This window comes from Paraburkholderia silvatlantica (genome assembly GCF_003096715.1).
Lineage (GTDB): Bacteria > Pseudomonadota > Gammaproteobacteria > Burkholderiales > Burkholderiaceae > Paraburkholderia > Paraburkholderia silvatlantica.
This window is the reverse complement of sequence record NZ_QEOL01000006.1, coordinates 301,247-319,903: the sequence shown is the minus strand read 5'-3', so window position 1 is coordinate 319,903 and position 18,657 is coordinate 301,247. Positions and strand designations below refer to the sequence as shown.

General features: G+C 65.1%; 15 protein-coding genes. All 15 read left to right on the top strand.

The genetic code is table 11. The features are described 5' to 3' along the window. The first annotated feature begins 742 nt into the window (after nt 1-742). The 15 genes from C7411_RS11385 (at nt 743) to C7411_RS11315 (ending at nt 18,572) form a co-directional block, all read left to right on the top strand. Entirely contained in the window at nt 743-4,789 is a 4,047-nt protein-coding gene (locus C7411_RS11385) for a DUF3683 domain-containing protein (RefSeq protein ID WP_110384401.1), read from the top strand. A 41-nt stretch (nt 4,790-4,830) separates the two neighbouring features. Beyond that, a complete protein-coding gene (locus C7411_RS11380; RefSeq protein ID WP_110384400.1) occupies nt 4,831-5,256 on the top strand; it encodes an HIT family protein in 426 nt (141 codons plus the stop codon). Nucleotides 5,257-5,295: 39 nt separating this feature from the next. Continuing rightward, nucleotides 5,296-5,709, top strand: a complete 414-nt coding sequence (locus C7411_RS11375) for a gamma-butyrobetaine hydroxylase family protein (RefSeq protein ID WP_110384399.1) — start codon at nt 5,296-5,298, stop codon at nt 5,707-5,709. A 90-nt stretch (nt 5,710-5,799) separates the two neighbouring features. Next, nucleotides 5,800-6,531 carry a bifunctional demethylmenaquinone methyltransferase/2-methoxy-6-polyprenyl-1,4-benzoquinol methylase UbiE gene (gene ubiE, locus C7411_RS11370; protein ID WP_110384398.1) on the top strand — a complete coding sequence of 244 codons (732 nt, stop codon included), beginning with the start codon at nt 5,800-5,802 and terminating at the stop codon, nt 6,529-6,531. Nucleotides 6,532-6,567: 36 nt separating this feature from the next. Then, a complete protein-coding gene (locus C7411_RS11365) occupies nt 6,568-7,578 on the top strand; it encodes a Tim44 domain-containing protein (RefSeq protein WP_110384397.1) in 1,011 nt (336 codons plus the stop codon). Nucleotides 7,579-7,747: 169 nt separating this feature from the next. Then, a complete protein-coding gene (locus C7411_RS11360; protein ID WP_110384423.1) occupies nt 7,748-8,383 on the top strand; it encodes a ubiquinone biosynthesis accessory factor UbiJ in 636 nt (211 codons plus the stop codon). 18 nt (nt 8,384-8,401) lie between these two features. Beyond that, on the top strand, nt 8,402-9,979 hold the full coding sequence (gene ubiB, locus C7411_RS11355; protein ID WP_110384396.1) for a ubiquinone biosynthesis regulatory protein kinase UbiB: 1,578 nt from the start codon (nt 8,402-8,404) through the stop codon (nt 9,977-9,979). A gap of 27 nt (nt 9,980-10,006) precedes the next feature. After that, nucleotides 10,007-10,657 carry a methyltransferase domain-containing protein gene (locus C7411_RS11350; RefSeq protein ID WP_110384395.1) on the top strand — a complete coding sequence of 217 codons (651 nt, stop codon included), beginning with the start codon at nt 10,007-10,009 and terminating at the stop codon, nt 10,655-10,657. Between the two features lie 218 nt (nt 10,658-10,875). Then, nucleotides 10,876-11,235: an FmdB family zinc ribbon protein gene (locus C7411_RS11345; RefSeq protein ID WP_110384394.1), complete on the top strand. Its 360-nt coding sequence runs from the start codon at nt 10,876-10,878 to the stop codon at nt 11,233-11,235. Nucleotides 11,236-11,332: 97 nt separating this feature from the next. Further along, entirely contained in the window at nt 11,333-11,974 is a 642-nt protein-coding gene (locus tag C7411_RS11340; RefSeq protein WP_110384393.1) for a DUF502 domain-containing protein, read from the top strand. A gap of 63 nt (nt 11,975-12,037) precedes the next feature. After that, nucleotides 12,038-13,843 carry an aspartate--tRNA ligase gene (gene aspS / locus C7411_RS11335; protein ID WP_042266391.1) on the top strand — a complete coding sequence of 602 codons (1,806 nt, stop codon included), beginning with the start codon at nt 12,038-12,040 and terminating at the stop codon, nt 13,841-13,843. Nucleotides 13,844-13,990: 147 nt separating this feature from the next. Then, a complete protein-coding gene (gene nudB, locus C7411_RS11330; RefSeq protein ID WP_110384392.1) occupies nt 13,991-14,476 on the top strand; it encodes a dihydroneopterin triphosphate diphosphatase in 486 nt (161 codons plus the stop codon). A 7-nt stretch (nt 14,477-14,483) separates the two neighbouring features. After that, nucleotides 14,484-15,872, top strand: coding sequence for a phospholipase D-like domain-containing protein (locus tag C7411_RS11325; protein ID WP_110384391.1), 1,389 nt, complete (start codon nt 14,484-14,486; stop codon nt 15,870-15,872). A gap of 242 nt (nt 15,873-16,114) precedes the next feature. Further along, nucleotides 16,115-16,714 (top strand): TetR/AcrR family transcriptional regulator, encoded by a 600-nt coding sequence (locus tag C7411_RS11320; protein WP_042266388.1) that lies wholly within the window; start codon nt 16,115-16,117, stop codon nt 16,712-16,714. Nucleotides 16,715-16,784: 70 nt separating this feature from the next. Further along, nucleotides 16,785-18,572 carry an acyl-CoA dehydrogenase C-terminal domain-containing protein gene (locus tag C7411_RS11315; protein WP_110384390.1) on the top strand — a complete coding sequence of 596 codons (1,788 nt, stop codon included), beginning with the start codon at nt 16,785-16,787 and terminating at the stop codon, nt 18,570-18,572. The last annotated feature ends 85 nt before the right edge of the window (nt 18,573-18,657 follow it).

The following is an 18,657-nucleotide window of genomic DNA, read 5'->3' as shown; positions in this document are numbered from 1 at the left end:
GGCTGGTTGTCCTCGCGCTTGAGGAACACGGCGTTGCGCAGACGCGCCGAGAGGTTCGGGGCGCGCTCGAGTTCGGTCTCGCGGGCGGCGTCGTAGACGCGGGCGGTGAGGATTTTCTTCAGGTAATCGTCGTGGGAGGCCATGCGAGGGCGCGCCGGGCGCGGGTTCAGGGCGGGAAAGCGTAGATGATAGCGCCAACGGCTCCGGCGCTGGCGGCGCGGGATACCGCGGCGGGCGTACCGGCGCGGGCACACCGGCGCGGGCACACCGGCGGTGGGTTCGGCGGCGGGTCCGGCGGCGCGATTTGCCGACCGGCCGGAAGGCAAATCATCGTCAAAGCGGGCGCAAACCGGCGCGAATCGTCCGGCAACGCAGGTGAATCTCATGTGTTCACCCGGTCCCCACGCAGCGTCAGCGCGGGTGCGGATCATGCGGTAAAATCCTTTTTTGAAACAAGGATCGGATGATGCACTGGCAACCTCGGACAGCCCATTTGATGCCCGCACGGCGCGTGACCCGCCCGGCGGCGCAGCGGCACGCCCGCCACGCACGATCGTGTCGCTAAATCCGAGCGCCGGGGAACCATCGGCGTGAGCGTTGCCGCCATGTGCCTCCCCACCCCTTTCGTCCGCAGCCTGCCACAGGCGGACACGATTTCAGAATAGCGCCCCACGCGCCCCGTCAGTATCCGTCGTAGCGGCCGCGAGCCGTGCGCGGGGCTGGCCCAAAGAGTCGTCCAACCATGAACGCACCTCAAGTTTTCGATCCTCACGGCGCCGCCGCCGCCGTGGCCGCCGACGTCGAACCGCGCCTGCGCGAGATTCCCTATAACTACACGTCTTTCTCGGACCGCGAAATCGTCATCCGCCTGCTTGGCGAAGAGGCATGGAACGCGCTCGCCGAACTGCGAGCGGAGCGCCGCACCGGCCGCTCGGCACGCATGCTCTACGAGGTGCTGGGCGATATCTGGGTCGTGCGCCGCAACCCGTATCTGCAGGACGACCTGCTCGACAATCCGAAGCGCCGCGCGCTCCTGATCGAGGCGTTGAACCACCGCCTCGCCGAAATCGAGAAGCGCCGCCGCGCCGATCTGCAGGAGCACGCGGACAAGGAAGGCATGGACCGCGCCGCGCGCGTGGAAAAACTGGTCGGCGCCACGCGCCGCGCCATCGACGCCTTCGCGGGCGAGTTCGAGAAGATGGCCGACCTGCGCCGCCGCGCCGTCAAGGTGCTGGGCAAGCGCACGCAGAAGGACAACATCCGCTTCGACGGCATTGCGCGCGTCTCGCACGTGACCGACGCGACCGACTGGCGCGTGGAATATCCGTTCGTCGTCTTGACGCCCGATACCGAAGCCGAAATCGCCGGCCTCATCAAGGCCTGCTTCGAACTCGGCCTCACCGTGATTCCGCGCGGAGGCGGCACGGGCTACACGGGTGGCGCGGTGCCGCTCACGCCGTTCTCGGCCGTCATCAACACGGAAAAGCTCGAGCAGCTCGGGCCCGTCGAGATGACCGACCTGCCGGGCGTGAACCGCAAGGTCGCGACGATTTTCTCGGGCGCGGGCGTGGTCACGCGCCGCGTGACCGAGGCCGCCGACGCCGCAGGCTTCGTGTTCGCCGTCGATCCGACCTCGCTCGATGCGTCCTGCATCGGCGGCAATGTCGCGATGAACGCGGGCGGCAAGAAGGCCGTGCTGTGGGGCACGGCGCTCGACAATCTCGCCTGGTGGCGCATGGTCGACCCGCAGGGCAACTGGCTCGAAGTCACGCGTCTTGACCACAACATGGGCAAGATCCACGACATTGCCGTGGCGCGCTTCGAGCTGAAGTGGTTCGACGGCGAATACGCGCCGGGCGAAAAGCTGTTGCGCTCCGAATCGCTCGAGATCGAAGGCAAGCGCTTTCGCAAGGAAGGCCTCGGCAAGGACGTCACCGACAAGTTCCTCGCCGGCCTGCCGGGCGTGCAGAAGGAAGGCTGCGACGGGCTCATCACGTCCGCGCGCTGGGTGCTGCACAAGATGCCTGCGCATACGCGCACGGTGTGTCTGGAGTTCTTCGGCCAGGCGCGCGAGGCGATTCCGAGCATCGTCGAGATCAAGGACTACCTGTTCGAAACGTCGAAGCAGGGCGGCGCGATTCTCGCGGGCCTCGAGCACCTCGACGAACGCTATCTGCGCGCGGTGGGCTATGCGACCAAGAGCAAGCGCAACGCGTTTCCGAAGATGGTGCTGATCGGCGACATCGTCGGCGACGACGCCGATGCCGTGGCCGCCGCGACCTCGGAAGTGATCCGCATGGCCAATGGCAAGAGCGGCGAAGGCTTCGTCGCGGTGTCCGCCGAGGCCCGCAAGCGCTTCTGGCTCGACCGCAGCCGCACGGCCGCCATTGCGAAGCACACCAACGCGTTCAAGATCAACGAAGACGTCGTGATCCCGCTTAACCGCATGGGCGAGTACACGGACGGCATCGAGCGCATCAACATCGAGCTGTCGATCAAGAACAAGCTGCAGCTGGTCGACGCGCTCGAAGCGTTCTTCAAGGCGGGCAAGCTGCCGCTCGGCAAGACGGACGACGCAAACGAGATTCCCTCGGCGGAACTGCTCGAAGACCGCGTTCAGCAGGCGCTCGACCTGCTCAAGCGCGTGCGCGAGCGCTGGACCTTCGTGGGCGAGAAGCTCGACATGTCGCTGCGCGAGGCGCAGCACTACCTCGTGCAACTGGGTTACGAGCCGCTGGCGGAGAAGTTCGCCGATCGCGTGGACGCGCAGCCCGACGCCAACGTCTTCCACGTGACCCAGGACCGCACGGTGCGCATCTCGTGGAAGCAGGAGATCCGCGCGGAACTGCGCAAGATCTTCAACGGCGGCGAATTCAAGCCGATCCTCGACGAGACTCAGGCGATCCACAAGAAGGTGCTGCGCGGCCGCGTGTTCGTGGCGCTGCACATGCACGCCGGCGACGGCAACGTGCACACGAACCTGCCGGTCAACTCGGACAACTACGAGATGCTGCAGGACGCGCACCACGCGGTGGCGCGCATCATGAAGCTCGCGCGATCGCTCGATGGCGTGATCTCGGGCGAGCACGGCATCGGCATCACGAAGCTCGAATTCCTCACGGATGACGAGATCGCCGAGTTCCGCGCCTACAAGCAGCGCGTCGATCCGCAAGGCCGCTTCAACGCGGGCAAGCTGCTCGAAGGCGCCGACCTGCGCAACGCCTACACGCCGTCGTTCGGCCTGATGGGCTACGAGTCGCTCATCATGAAGCAGTCCGACATCGGCGCGATTGCCGATTCGGTGAAGGACTGCCTGCGCTGCGGCAAGTGCAAGCCCGTATGCGCGACCCACGTGCCGCGCGCGAACCTGCTCTACAGCCCGCGCAACAAGATTCTCGCGACCTCCTTGCTGGTCGAGGCGTTCCTGTACGAAGAGCAGACGCGCCGCGGCGTGTCGATCAAGCACTGGGACGAGTTCAACGACGTGGCCGACCACTGCACGGTCTGCCACAAGTGCGTGACGCCGTGCCCGGTCAAGATCGACTTCGGCGACGTGACCATGAACATGCGCAACCTGCTGCGCAAGATGGGCAAGAAGAAGTTCAACGCGGGCAACGCGGCGGGCATGTTCTTCCTGAACGCCACGAACCCGCAGACCATCAATCTCGCGCGCACCGCGATGATGGGCGTGGGCTACAAGGCGCAGCGCCTTGGCAACGACGTGCTGAAGAAGTTCGTGAAGAAGCAGACGGCGCAGCCGCCCGCGACCACGGGCAAGCCGGCCGTGGTCGAGCAGGTGATCCACTTCGTCAACAAGAAGATGCCGGGCAATCTGCCGAAGAAGACGGCGCGCGCGCTGCTCGACATCGAAGACAACAAGATCGTGCCGATCATCCGCAATCCGAAGACGACGAGCGTCGATTCGGAAGCGGTGTTCTACTTCCCCGGCTGCGGCTCGGAGCGTCTGTTCTCGCAAGTGGGCCTCGCCACCCAGGCCATGCTCTGGGAAGCGGGCGTGCAAACGGTGCTGCCGCCGGGCTACCTGTGCTGCGGCTATCCGCAGCGCGGCTCGGGCCAGTACGACAAGGCCGAGAAGATCGTCACGGACAACCGCGTGCTGTTCCACCGCGTGGCGAACACGCTCAACTACCTCGACATCAAGACCGTCGTGGTGTCGTGCGGGACGTGCTACGACCAGCTCGCGGGTTATGAATTCGACAAGATTTTCCCGGGATGCCGCATCATCGACATCCACGAGTTCCTGCTGGAAAAGGGCATCAAGCTCGACGGTGTGACCGGCACGCGCTACATGTACCACGACCCGTGCCACACGCCGATCAAGACGATGGACCCGGTCAAGCTCGTCAATGAACTGATGGGTTCCGGGCACGACGGTTACAGGATCGAGAAGAACGATCGCTGCTGCGGCGAATCGGGCACGCTGGCCGTCACGCGCCCAGACATTTCGACGCAGGTGCGTTTCCGCAAGGAAGAGGAAATCCGCAAGGGCGCGGCGAAGCTGCGCGGCATTCCGATCGTCGGCAACGGCGCGAACGGGGTGCAGCCGGCTACACCGCAGGAAGCGGGCGGGCAGGGTACGACGCAGGACGTCAAGATTCTGACGAGCTGCCCGTCGTGCCTCCAGGGTCTGTCGCGGTACAACGAAGACGCCAACATCGAAGCCGACTACATCGTGGTGGAAATCGCCCGCCACATACTTGGCGAAAACTGGATGGCGGACTACGTTCAGAACGCGAACAATGGCGGAATCGAGCGCGTGCTGGTCTAATGGCAGCGCTCAATTTTCCGTGAACGGGTTCGGGGACGACGATGACATGCATATTCTGCAGTGAGGAAGGCGGCGATGTGCTGTGGCAGGACGAGCGCATGCGCGTCGTGCTCGCGACCGCCGAGGCCGACTATCCCGGCTTTTGCCGGGTCATCTGGAATGCGCACGTCGCCGAATTCTCGGACCTGGGCGCGGCCGACCGGGAACATCTGATGCGGGCCGTCTATGCCGTCGAGCGCGCGCTGCGCCGTGTCATGCAGCCTTCGAAGGTGAATCTGGCGAGCCTCGGCAACCAGGTGCCGCACGTGCACTGGCACGTCATTCCGCGCTTCACGAACGACGCCCATTTCCCGCTGCCCGTCTGGGCGCCGCGTCAGCGCACGGTGTCCGAGGCGATGCTGGGCCAGCGCCGCGCCCAGGCCACGCTGCTGCGCGACGCGGTGCGCCAGGAAATGGAGCAGGCCTGAGCGGGGCCGGGCGGTGGGCGTCCAACAGCAGGAACGATCATGAGTGGACTGAAATCCGATACGCCGGTGCCAACCGGCGTCGTGGTGCACGCGCTCTCGCGCGTGCTGGAACTCCAGTATGCGAACGGCGAGAGCTACCGCGTACCGTTTGAGCTGATGCGCGTGTTTTCGCCCTCGGCGGAAGTGCGCGGTCACGGACCCGGCCAGGAAACGCTGCAGACCGGCAAGCGCGAGGTGACGATCACGGCGCTCGAAGGTGTCGGCAACTACGCGCTGCAGCCCACGTTCTCCGACGGGCACAACACCGGCATCTACTCGTGGGACCAGCTCTACGAGCTCGCCACGCGCCAGGACGAACTCTGGGCGCAATATTTCGCCAGACTGAAGGCGGCGGGCGTCGAGCGCGACGCCCCTATGGCCGCGCCTCCTGCAGCGCATGGCCACTGCCACTGACGCTTCCTGTTACGATCCAGCCCCGCCGCTTCTCTGACAGACGCGGCGCAGCACACCCATAGAACACCCTTCCGCGAAAGGACGAGCGCGATGAGCAAAACCCACTTCGGCTATCAGACAGTCGACGAACAGGACAAGGCGAAGAAGGTGGCCGGCGTGTTTCACTCGGTCGCCTCGAACTACGACCTGATGAACGATCTGATGTCGGGCGGGCTGCACCGCGCGTGGAAGGCGTTCACGATCGCGCAGGCAAACATTCGGCCCGGCGCGAAGGTGCTCGATATTGCCGGCGGCACCGGCGACCTTTCCATGGCGTTCGCGAAGAAAGCGGGCCCGACGGGCGAGGTCTGGCATACCGACATCAACGAGTCGATGCTGCGCGTGGGCCGCGACCGCCTTATCGACAACGGCGTGATCACACCGGCGCTGCTGTGCGACGCCGAGAAAATTCCCTTTCCGGACAACTACTTCGACGTGGTGACCGTGGCTTTCGGGCTGCGCAACATGACGCATAAGGACACCGCGCTCGCCGAGATGCGCCGCGTGCTCAAGCCGGGCGGCCGCGTGCTCGTGCTCGAATTCTCGAAGGTTTGGGAGCCGCTCAAGAAGGCCTATGACGTGTATTCGTTCAAGGTGCTGCCGTGGCTCGGGCGGCGCTTTGCACAGGACGCGGACAGCTACCAGTACCTCGCGGAATCGATCCGCATGCATCCGGACCAGGAAACACTCAAGACGATGATGGAACAAGTCGGCCTCGAAGCCGTCAAATATTACAATTTGTCAGCTGGCGTGGTAGCCTTACACGTCGGCACAAAGTATTAGTGCTCCCAAATCACTGTCTTTAAAGGAATTTTCGCTATGTCTGAGCCCCGAATCGATGCTTCCAGAAAGCTTTCAACATCGTGGGCCAGACGAATCGGCGTTCTGACCCTTACCGGCGTGATGATTGCCGGCAGCCTCGCGTCGTTCGATGCAGAGGCTCGCCGCATGGGTGGCGGCCGCAGTTTCGGCAAGCAGTCGTCGGTGGCCTCGCAGCGCAGCACCACGCCACCGCCGGCCCAGCCCAGCCCCACGAATCCCGCGCAGCAGGCCGGTGCCCAGCGCGCTCCCGGCACGCCGGCGCCCACGCCCGCGCCCGCACCGGCGCGCAATCGCTGGCTTGGGCCGATCGCGGGCCTCGCGGCCGGTCTCGGCATTGCCGCGCTGCTTTCGCACTTCGGTCTTGGCGAAGCGTTTGCCGGCATGATGGCCAACATGATCGTGATCGCGATCATCGCCTTTATCGCCGTCTGGCTGATCCGCAAGTTCATGAGCCGCCGCCGCGCTGCGGAACCCGCGTACCAGGGCGGGTACGCGTCGAACAGCCTGAACCCGTCGTCGGGCGGGTATCAGCCGCAGGAGCCGAGCTATACCGCACCGCCCACGGGGCAGTACCTCGCGCCTGAAGCCAACCCTCTGACCACGCCGCACGTCGACACGCCGTCTGCCGTCCCCGCCGGCTTCGACACGGAAGCCTTCGTGCGTAACGCGAAGGTCTACTTCGTGCGCCTGCAGGCCGCGTGGGACGCCGGCAACATGGACGACATCCGCGAATTCACGACCCCCGAGATGTTCGCCGAAATCCGCGTCGATCTCGCGGGCCGCGGCGCGCAGCCCAACCAGACCGACGTCGTGCAGCTCAACGCGGACCTGCTCGGCGTGGAAGACCGCGGCAGCGAATACCTTGCGAGCGTGCGCTTCTCCGGCCTGATTCGCGAGGCCATGGGCGAGCCGGCCGCGCCGTTCGTCGAGGTCTGGAATCTCTCGAAGTCGCGCACGTCGGGCGAAGGCTGGCTGCTCGCGGGCATCCAGCAGGTCGAATCTCACTGAGTCGGTACCCGGGCCGCGCGTCTCGTGACTTGATCGCAACGCCATCCGGGTGCCGCGCCGCATTGGACAGGGCAGGGCGGCGGCGCGATCCTGTGGCTCGAACGTTACGAACGTTACAATAGGAACCCGCCCGGGCTTGTGCCCGTGCGGGTTTTCTTATTCCATGCCGATGACTCTTGCCGCCAAGCCCTTCGCTGCTGCCGTCAATCACCTGCTCGCCCGCGAAACGTGGGCACGCGAGCGCCTCGCCCCCTATGCCGGCAAGACGGCCCGTCTCACCTGCCCGCCCATCGTGCTCACGCTGCTCGTGCAGCCGGACGGCTATCTGGGCGCGGTCGAGGACCACGATGCAGGCGATGTCGATGTGATGCTGTCGCTGCCCGCAGGCGCGCTCTCTTCGTTCATGCAGGGCGGCCAGGCGGCCGTGATGAAGCACGTGAAGATCGAAGGCGATGCCGAGTTTGCGCAGGTCATCGGCAAGCTCGCCGAGCATCTGCGCTGGGAGCCCGAAGAGGACCTCGCGAAGCTCATTGGCGACGCGCCGGCTTCACGCATTGCCACGCTCGCGCGCGCCGCGGGCGAGCAGGCCCTGCGTACCGGGCGCAACGTGCTCGGCTCGGTCACGGAATATCTGCTCGACGAAAATCCGCAGCTCGTGCGGCGCGCCGAGCTCGACGGCTTCAACGAGGAGCTGTCGCGCGCACGCGATGCGCTGGCGCGCGTGGAAAAGCGCATCGAGCGACTTGAACAAAAATCACTGGCCAGCGGCGGGAGCCAAAGCGCTGCGCCGCGCGGCTCGCGCTAGTCAACAGGCCCCCCAGACATGCGTTTTCTGCGTTTTCTCAAGATTTTCTTCACCGTCATCCGCTTCGGCCTGGACGAGATGATGTTGAGCCGGATCAACGACCGGCGCGTGGCGCTGCTCCTGCGCATCACCACGGTTGGCCGTCGCTTCGACGACCCGCCCGGTTTGCGTCTGCGTCTCGCGCTGGAGAGCCTCGGCCCGATCTTCGTGAAATTCGGCCAGGTGCTGTCTACGCGCCGCGACCTGCTGCCGCCCGATATCGCTAACGAACTTGCGAAGCTGCAGGACCAGGTGCCGCCGTTCGATTCGAGAGTGGCGATCGGCCTGATCGAGAAGTCGCTGGGCGCGCCCGTCGACACGATTTTCGACGAGTTCGAGCGCGTGCCGGTGGCGAGCGCGTCGATTGCCCAGGTGCACTTCGCCAAGGTAAAGTCGGGTCAGCACGCGGGCAAGCCGGTCGCGGTCAAGGTGCTGCGCCCGAACATGCGTCCCGTGATCGATTCCGACCTCGCGCTGCTGCGCGACATCGCCGTGTGGGCCGAGCGCCTGTGGGCCGACGGCAAGCGCCTGAAGCCGCGCGAAGTGGTGGCCGAATTCGACAAATACCTGCACGACGAACTCGACCTGATGCGCGAGGCCGCCAACGGCAGCCAGTTGCGCCGCAATTTCGCGGGCCTCGACTTGCTGCTCGTGCCGGAAATGTACTGGGAATTCAGCACGGCCAACGTGCTCGTGATGGAGCGCATGGTCGGCGTGCCGATCAGCCAGGTGGACAAGCTGCGCGCGGCGGGCGTGGACATTCCGAAGCTCGCGCGCGAGGGCGTCGAGATCTTCTTCACGCAGGTGTTCCGCGACGGCTTTTTCCACGCCGACATGCATCCCGGCAACATTCAGGTGAGCCTCGATCCCGCGCATTTCGGCCGCTATATCGCGCTCGATTTCGGCATCGTCGGCGCGCTGTCGGACTTCGACAAGAACTACCTCGCGCAGAACTTTCTCGCGTTCTTCAAGCGCGACTATCACCGCGTGGCGACGCTGCACATCGAATCGGGGTGGGTGCCGCCCCATACGCGCGTGGAAGAGCTGGAAAGCGCGATCCGCGCCGTGTGCGAACCGTATTTCGACCGGGCGCTGAAGGACATTTCGCTGGGCCAGGTGCTGCTGCGCCTGTTCCAGACCTCGCGGCGCTTCAACGTGGAAATCCAGCCGCAGCTCGTGCTGCTGCAAAAAACCATGCTCAACGTCGAGGGCCTCGGGCGCTCGCTCGATCCGGAGCTCGATCTCTGGAAAACGGCGAAACCCTATCTCGAACGCTGGATGACCGAGCAGATCGGCCTGCGCGGCTGGTACGAGCGCTTCAAGATCGAAGCGCCGCAATGGAGCAAGACGCTGCCGCAATTGCCGCGCCTCGTGCACCAGGCGCTGCTGCACCGCCAGGAGCCGGGCGGTTTCGCGAACGACGAGACGATCCGCGCAATGCTCGCCGAGCAACGCCGCACGAACCGCCTGCTGCAGGGCCTGCTCGTGTTCGGCGTGGCCGTGGGCGTGGGCATGGTGGCGGCGCGCGTGTGGCTCGCGTTCGCCTACGGCGGCTGACGGACCACGAGAACGAGGAGTGAGACGATGAGCGACCCGACCCTGCCGCCGCAACCGGGCGATGTGCCCGAGTTCGAAACCCGCGACCCGGCGTCGCCCTCGTTCTGGGATGAGCGCTTCGTGCGCGGTTTCACGCCCTGGGATCAGGCGGGCGTGCAGCGCGAGTTCGAAGCTTTCGCCATGGCGCACCCTGAGGCCGCCGTTCTGATTCCAGGCTGTGGCAACGCCTGGGAGGCACGCTGGCTCGCCGAGCGCGGCCGCACGGTGCGCGCCATCGATTTCGCGCCGGCCGCGGTCGCGAGCGCGCGTACGGCGCTGGGGCAGTACGCAGGCGTCGTGGAAGAGGCGGACTTCTTCGCCTACACGCCGCCGTTCAAGCCGGCCTGGGTGTTCGAGCGCGCGTTCCTGTGCGCACTGCCCAAAGCCCAGCGCGCGAGCTACGCCAGCCGCATGGCCCAGCTGCTGCCGCCCGGCGCGGTGCTCGCGGGCTACTTCTTCATCGGCGAAACGCCCAAGGGGCCGCCGTTCGCCATCGCGCGCGACGAACTCGACGCCTTGCTCACGCCATACTTCACACTCGCCGACGATCAGCCCGTGGCCGACTCGCTGCCCGTGTTCGTCGGGCGCGAGCGCTGGCTCGTGTGGCGCCGCAACGACGTCTCGGTGCCGCACGTTTGAGCAGTCCCGGCCAGCTACGCCACGCGCTTGCCGCCTTGCATGGCTGCGGGCGCTCTTGATGTGCGCGCAACCTGCCCTCATCTGAACTGAGGCGGCCGCAACCCTCCGACACTCCCCGATGGACACCCAACCCCCGTAAATGCCAGGGGCGGTCCTGGTTTGCGGCTATAATTCAAGGCTTTGCAAGCAGTTATCAGATTTTCATCAGGATAGAGATCATGCCGATCTACGCTTATCGCTGCGAGTCGTGCGGCTTCGACAAGGACGTGCTTCAAAAGATGAGCGATGCGCCCCTGACGCAGTGCCCGAGCTGCGGCGCGGACACGTTTCGCAAGCAGGTCACTGCAGCGGGCTTCCAGCTGAAGGGGTCGGGCTGGTACGTCACCGATTTCCGCGGCGGTAACGGCGGCAAGAGCGCTGCGGCGACTGGCGCGAAGGCGGATGGCGAAAACACGTCGTCCGAGGGCAGCAAGCCGGCCGGCGAAGCCGCCGCGAGCGCTTCCGGCGATTCGGGCGCAGCCGCGAGCACTGCAAGCAGCGCAGCGAGCACGCCGGGCCCGGCAGCTGCGTCGACCTGAAAAACCTGCGGCGCGGTTCCTGCATCTGCGGGATCCGCGCCGCGCCGAAGCCGCGCCGGCAGCCCGTTTGCCGCGCGCGGCCCGCATGGCGGTGTACATGACGATCAAGAAAGCGACGTTCAAATCGGTATTCCTGACCGGCCTGCTGGTGCTGGTGCCGCTGGCCATCACGCTGTGGGTGCTGAACCTCGTCATCGGCACGATGGATCAGACGCTGCTGCTGCTGCCCGAATCGTGGCGGCCGGAGCGCGTGTTCGGCGTGCGTCTGCCGGGACTCGGCGCGGTGCTTACGCTCGCGTTCATCTTCGGGGTCGGTCTGCTCACGCACAACTTCATCGGCCAGAAGCTGGTGGAGTGGTGGAACGCGCTGGTGCGCCGCATTCCGATCATTGGACCGCTGTACGGCAGCATCCAGCAGGTTTCCGATACACTGCTTTCGAGCAACGGCAATGCATTTCGCAAGGCGCTCCTGATCGAATACCCGCGCAAGGGTTCGTGGACGATCGCGTTTCTCACCGGTATTCCCGGCGGCGACGTGGTCAACCACCTGCAGGAAGATCACGTGAGCGTGTATGTCCCGACTACGCCGAATCCGACGTCGGGCTTTTTCCTGATGGTGCCAAAGAGCGAGGTGGTCGAGCTGGACATGACCGTCGACGCCGCGCTCAAGTATATTGTTTCGATGGGCGTGGTCGCGCCGGCAACCTCACCACGCCGCCCCATCGATCCTCCGCTTTAATACCGGACGACGCGCTGCTGCGCGCCGGTCCCGTTCATTCATGCATAACGAAAGACGAACATCATGTCGATGAGATCTGAATACTGCGGTCTGGTGACCGAACAGCTGCTGGGCCAAACTGTTTCGCTGTGCGGATGGGTGCAGCGCCGCCGCGACCATGGCGGCGTCATCTTCATCGACCTGCGCGACCGCGAGGGCCTCGTTCAGGTCGTCTGCGATCCGGACCGCGCGGAAATGTTCAAGATCGCCGAAGGCGTGCGCAACGAGTTCTGCGTGCAGGTCAAGGGTCTCGTTCGCAATCGTCCGGAAGGCACCGTCAACGCGAACCTCACGAGCGGCAAGATCGAAGTGCTGTGCCACGAGATCGTGGTGCTCAACGCGTCGGTCACGCCGCCGTTCCAGCTCGACGACGACAACCTCTCGGAAACCACGCGCCTCACGCATCGCGTGCTCGACCTGCGCCGTCCGCAGATGCAGCACAACCTGCGTCTGCGCTACCGCGTGACGATGGCGGTGCGCAAGTATCTCGACGCGCTCGGTTTCATCGACATCGAAACGCCGATGCTCACGAAGAGCACGCCGGAAGGCGCGCGCGACTACCTCGTGCCGTCGCGCGTGAACGCGGGTCAGTTCTTCGCGCTGCCGCAGTCGCCGCAGCTCTTCAAGCAGCTCCTGATGGTGGCGAACTTCGATCGCTACTACCAGATCGTCAAGTGCTTCCGCGACGAAGACCTGCGCGCCGACCGTCAGCCCGAATTCACGCAGATCGACTGCGAAACGTCGTTCCTCGGCGAGCAGGAAATCCGCGACCTGTTCGAGGACATGGCGCGTCACGTGTTCAAGGAAACGATCGATGTCGACCTCGACGCGAAGTTCCCGATCATGCCCTACGCGGAAGCCATGAGCCGCTTCGGTTCGGATAAGCCGGACCTGCGCGTGAAGCTCGAATTCACCGAGCTGACCGACGCCATGAAGGACGTCGACTTCAAGGTGTTCAGCGCACCGGCCAACACGAAGGACGGCCGCGTCGCGGCGCTGCGCGTGCCGAAGGGCGGCGAATTGTCGCGCGGCGACATCGACGGCTACACGGAATTCGTGCGCATTTACGGCGCGAAGGGTCTCGCGTGGATCAAGGTCAACGAAGCGGCGAAGGGCCGTGACGGTCTGCAAAGCCCGATCGTCAAGAACCTGCACGACGCCGCGATCGCCGCGATTCTCGAGCGCACCGGCGCGCAGGACGGCGACATCATTTTCTTCGCGGCAGACCGCGCGAAGGTCGTGAACGACAGCCTGGGCGCACTGCGTCTGAAGATCGGCCACTCGGAGTTCGGCCGTGCCAACGGACTCGTCGAGAAGGGCTGGAAGCCGCTGTGGGTCGTCGACTTCCCGATGTTCGAGTACGACGAGGAAGAAAACCGCTACGTGGCCGCGCACCACCCGTTCACCAGCCCGAAGGACGAGCACCTCGAGTACCTCGAAACGGATCCGGGCCGCTGCCTCGCCAAGGCTTACGACATGGTGCTGAACGGCTGGGAAATCGGCGGCGGCTCGGTGCGTATCTATCAGGAAGACGTGCAGAGCAAGGTGTTCCGCGCGCTCAAGATCAACGCGGAAGAAGCCCGTGCGAAGTTCGGCTTCCTGCTCGACGCGCTGCAATACGGCGCGCCGCCGCATGGCGGTATCGCGTTCGGTCTGGACCGCATCGTCACGATGATGGCCGGCGCCGATTCGATTCGCGACGTGATCGCGTTCCCGAAGACGCAACGCGCGCAGGACCTGCTCACGCAGGCGCCGAGTCCGGTGGACGAGCGCCAGCTGCGCGAACTGCACATCCGCCTGCGTCAGCCCGAGCAGAAGACGGCGCAGTAAGCCGCACTCTTGCTGCGAAAGCCCGTCAGGGCTTTTGCATCGCAACAACAAAAAAGGCGCATCGTGCGCCTTTTTTGCTTTTTGCGTTAAATTACCTTCAGACGCGCCGCAAGCGCGCAGCGCGCGTTCCCCCCACGCCCCATCACCATGCAGAAGCCGCCGAAGATTCCGGAATCCGTACTCGTCGTCATCCATACGCCGCAACTGGAGGTCCTGATCATCGAACGCGCCGACCGGCCGGGTTTCTGGCAGTCGGTCACCGGCTCGAAAGATCGCCCGGACGAGCCGTTCGTCGAAACCGCCGTGCGCGAGGTGGGCGAGGAGACGGGTATTGCTGTCGGCGCGGTGGGCGTTCCACAGGCGGCACTGCTCGACTGGCACCACGAGATCGAGTACGAAATCTATCCCGTGTGGCGCCATCGCTATGCGCCCGGCGTCACGCGCAACACGGAGCACTGGTTCAGCCTGGAAGTGCCCACGGGCACCGTCGTCACGCTCGCGCCGCGCGAGCATACGGCTTATGTGTGGCTGCCCTACGAGCAGGCGGCGGCGAAGTGCTTCTCGTGGTCGAACCGCGAGGCCATTCTGCAACTGCCCATGCGGCTGCGGGAAGGACGCGAGGGGCGCGGGTGAGCGCAAGATGAGCGAAACCAGTACCGATCCCGGCATCGAATCGCAGCGCGTGGTGAGGCTGCGCGAGGCGCTGCTTGGCCGGCGCTATCGTTCGCGCTATCGCTTCACGAGCGGCAACGACGTGCGCCTGTTCGGCTCGAGCGCGGATCTGTTCGGCGCGATGATCGAACGCATCGACGCCGCCGAGCGCGACGTCGCGCTCGAAACCTATATCTTTTGCGACGACGACATCGGCCGCGCGCTCTCCGATGCGCTCATGCGCGCGGCGGCGCGCGGCGTGCGCGTGCGCGTGATCACCGATGGCATCGGCTCGCCGCGCATTGCGCTCTTCGAAGCCTGGCCGGGCGCGGGGGTGGAGCACCGCGTCTACAACCCGCATATCTTCGGGCGCTTCGGCTTTTCGCGCACGCACCGCAAGCTCGCCGTGATCGACGACCAGTTCGCCTTTTGCGGCGGCATCAACGTGATCGACGATTTCGAACAGGACGGCCACAGGCTGCCGTATGCCCGCTGGGATTTCGCCGTCGAGCTGCACGGTCCCGTGGTCGTGGACGTGCGTCTCGCGATCGAGCAGCAGTGGCGGCGTATCCGGCTCGGCTACCGGCCGCCGCTGCCCCAGCAGGTCTCGCCCGGCGTGCCCGCGAGCGCGGGCTTCATGTCGCCGCATCCCACCGGCCACACGGTGGGGCGCCCCACGCAGATCGTCGACGACGCGCTGCGCGCGCTTGCGCCCAGCGTGCGTTCGCCTCGGGCGAAGCACTTCTTCACGCGTCTGCGCGAGCGCCTTCGCGCGAGCGTGCGCGATCCGCGCGCGGCGCAGGTGCCCTGCGTGGCGTTCGTCGCGCGCGACAACGTGGTGAACCGGCGCGCTATCGAAAAGGCTTATCTCGATGCCATCGGCGAGGCGCGCAAGGAGGTGCTGCTCGCCAATCCGTACTTCATGCCGGGCCGGCGGCTGCGCCGCGCGCTCGTGAGCGCCGCGGAGCGCGGCGCGGCGGTCAAGCTTCTGGTCGGACGAAAGGAATTCAAGGTGCTCGACTACGGGGTGCCGTTCCTCTATCACCAGCTCCTGAGCGCGGGCGTGCAGATTGCCGAGTACGAAAAAACGATGCTTCACGGCAAGGTGGCCGTCGTCGATTCGAGCTGGGGCACCGTGGGTTCCTCGAACCTCGATGCGCTCAGCCTCGTGCTCAACAACGAGGCCAACGTGCTGCTCGTGCGGCATCCGCAGATCGAACAGTTGCGCGGCGAGATCCTCGCCGCGTTCGGCGACGCTGCGCAGATCGACCGCGCGCGTTACGAGGCGCGGCCGTGGCACGTGCGCGCCGTGAACTGGCTCGCCTGGGCGTTCTATCGTGCGCTCATGAAGCTCATCACCGTGGGCGGCTACGACTAGAAACAGAACGCTGCCATACGAACCCGCGCACGTGCAATCGAGAGAATGTCGGCTTGCGCGCGACGCACGAACCCCGAAAATTAGAGTACCGGTTAGAAATCGGTTTCTAATAAAGTCCTTGTTTCGCGGACGGCTGTCCTCAACAATAGTACGGCCGTTCGATTTAATTCGAGCCGAGATGTAAGCAGTTAATGAGCAGTTGACGGCGACATCGCGGCCACATCGTTACGGTAAAGAAAGCTATGCGAAAAGGCGAACAGACACGGGCCGCCATTCTGGATGCAGCACTCGACCTCGCAGGTCGCGATGGCCTTGAAGGCCTGACCATCGGCCTGCTCGCCGAGCGCATGCAGATGAGCAAGAGTGGCGTCTTCGCTCACTTCGGGTCTCGGGAAGACCTGCAGGTCGAGGTGGTGCGCGAGTACCACCGTCGATTCGAGGAAGAAGTCTTCTTTCCGAGCTTGCGCGAGCCACGCGGTTTGCCGCGTCTGCGTGCGATGCTGTCGCGATGGTTCGAGAAGCGCATTCACGAAGTCACGACCGGCTGCATCTACATCAGCGGGGCCGTCGAGTACGACGACCGCGCGGACAGCCAGGTGCGCGAGACGCTGGTCGCGAGCGTGTCGATGTGGCGCGCGGCGCTCCTGAGGGCCATTTCGCAGGCAATCGAAGAAGGCCATTTGCGCAAGGAGACCGATCCCGCGCTGATGCTCTTCGAACTGTATAGCGTGACGCTCGGCCTGCATCATGACGGCCGCTTCCTGCATCTGCCGGACGCGGTCGAGCATACGTGGGCCGCGTTCGAGAGGCTGATTGTTTCGTATCAGAGCGAGACCCGGTAGCGCCCAGGCCGCAACATCGAAGTCGCGGCGGCGCGCGAGGGACCCGAAGCTCAAATTTTGGAGAGAAGACATGGGACAGTACACCGCGCCGCTGCGCGACATGCAGTTCGTTCTGCACGAACTGCTGAACGTGGAAGGCGAAGTGAAGCAGATGCCGAAGCACGCCGACCTCGACGCCGACACCATCAACCAGGTGCTCGAAGAAGCCGGCAAATTCTGCTCCGAGGTGCTGTTTCCGCTGAACCAGGTCGGCGACCGTGAGGGCTGCACCTACGCCGGCGACGGTGTGGTCACCACGCCGACGGGTTTCAAGGAAGCGTACAAGCAGTATGTCGAAGCCGGCTGGCCCGCACTCGGCTGCGATCCCGAATACGGCGGCCAGGGCCTGCCCGCGTTCGTGAACAACGCGCTCTACGAAATGCTGAACTCGGCGAACCAGGCGTGGACCATGTATCCGGGTCTCTCGCATGGCGCCTACGAGTGTCTGCATGCCCACGGCACGCCCGAACTCCAGAAGGCCTATCTGCCGAAGCTGGTTGAAGGCGTGTGGACCGGCACGATGTGCCTGACCGAGCCGCACTGCGGCACCGACCTCGGCATCCTGCGCACGAAGGCCGAGCCGAACGGCGACGGCTCGTATGCGATCACCGGCACGAAGATCTTCATCTCGAGCGGTGAGCACGACATGGCCGGGAACATCGTCCACCTCGTGCTCGCGCGTCTGCCTGATGCGCCGCCGGGAACCAAGGGCATTTCGCTCTTCGTCGTGCCGAAGTTCATCCCCACGGCGGCGGGCGAAGCGGGCGAGCGCAACGGCATCAAGTGCGGCTCGATCGAGCACAAGATGGGCATTCACGGCAACGCGACCTGCGTGATGAATCTCGACGGCGCGAAGGGCTGGCTCGTCGGCGAGGCGAACAAGGGCTTGAACGCCATGTTCGTGATGATGAACGCGGCGCGTCTGGGCGTCGGCATGCAAGGCCTTGGCCTGACCGAAGTGGCGTACCAGAACTCGCTCGCGTATGCGAAGGAGCGTCTGCAGATGCGCGCGCTGACCGGTCCGAAGGCGCCCGACAAGCCCGCTGACCCGATCATCGTGCATCCGGACGTGCGCCGCATGCTGCTCACGCAGAAGGCCTGGGCCGAAGGCGCGCGCGCCTTCACGTACTGGTCGGCGCTGCAGATCGACAAGGAACTCTCGCACGCCGACGAAAGCGAGCGCAAGGACGCGGCCGACCTCGTCGCGCTGCTCACGCCGATCATCAAGGCTTTCCTCACCGACAACGCCTTCGAGAGCACCAACCTCGGCATGCAGGTGTTCGGCGGCCACGGCTTCATCTCCGAGTGGGGCATGGAGCAGTACGTGCGCGACGCGCGTATCAACCAGATCTACGAAGGCACGAACACGATCCAGTCGCTCGACCTGCTGGGCCGCAAGGTGCTGGGCGACATGGGCGCGAAGCTCAAGAAGTTCGGCAAGCTCGTGACCGATTTCGTCGAAGCCGAAGGCATCAAGCCGGACATGCAGGAGTTCGTGAATCCGCTCGCCGATATCGGCGACAAGATGCAGAAGCTCACGATGGAAATCGGCATGAAGGCGATGCAGAACCCGGACGAAGTGGGCGCGGCCGCGGTGCCGTACCTGCGCACGGCGGGCCACCTCGTGTTCGCGTACTTCTGGGCACGCATGGCGCGCATCGCGCTCGACAAGGAAAGCTCGGGCGATCCGTTCTACCAGTCGAAGCTGGCCACAGCGCGTTTCTACTTCGCGAAGCTGCTGCCCGAAACGGCCACGTCGATCCGCCAGGCGCGCGCGGGTTCGAAGACGCTGATGGAAGTCGACGAAGCGCTGTTCTAAAAGCCAAGGGGCGCGCGTCTTGCAAAGCCGTGCGCCCAGCCAACACGATGTCAGGAGGCGGCCCGCGTCGACACGCGCCGCCCTC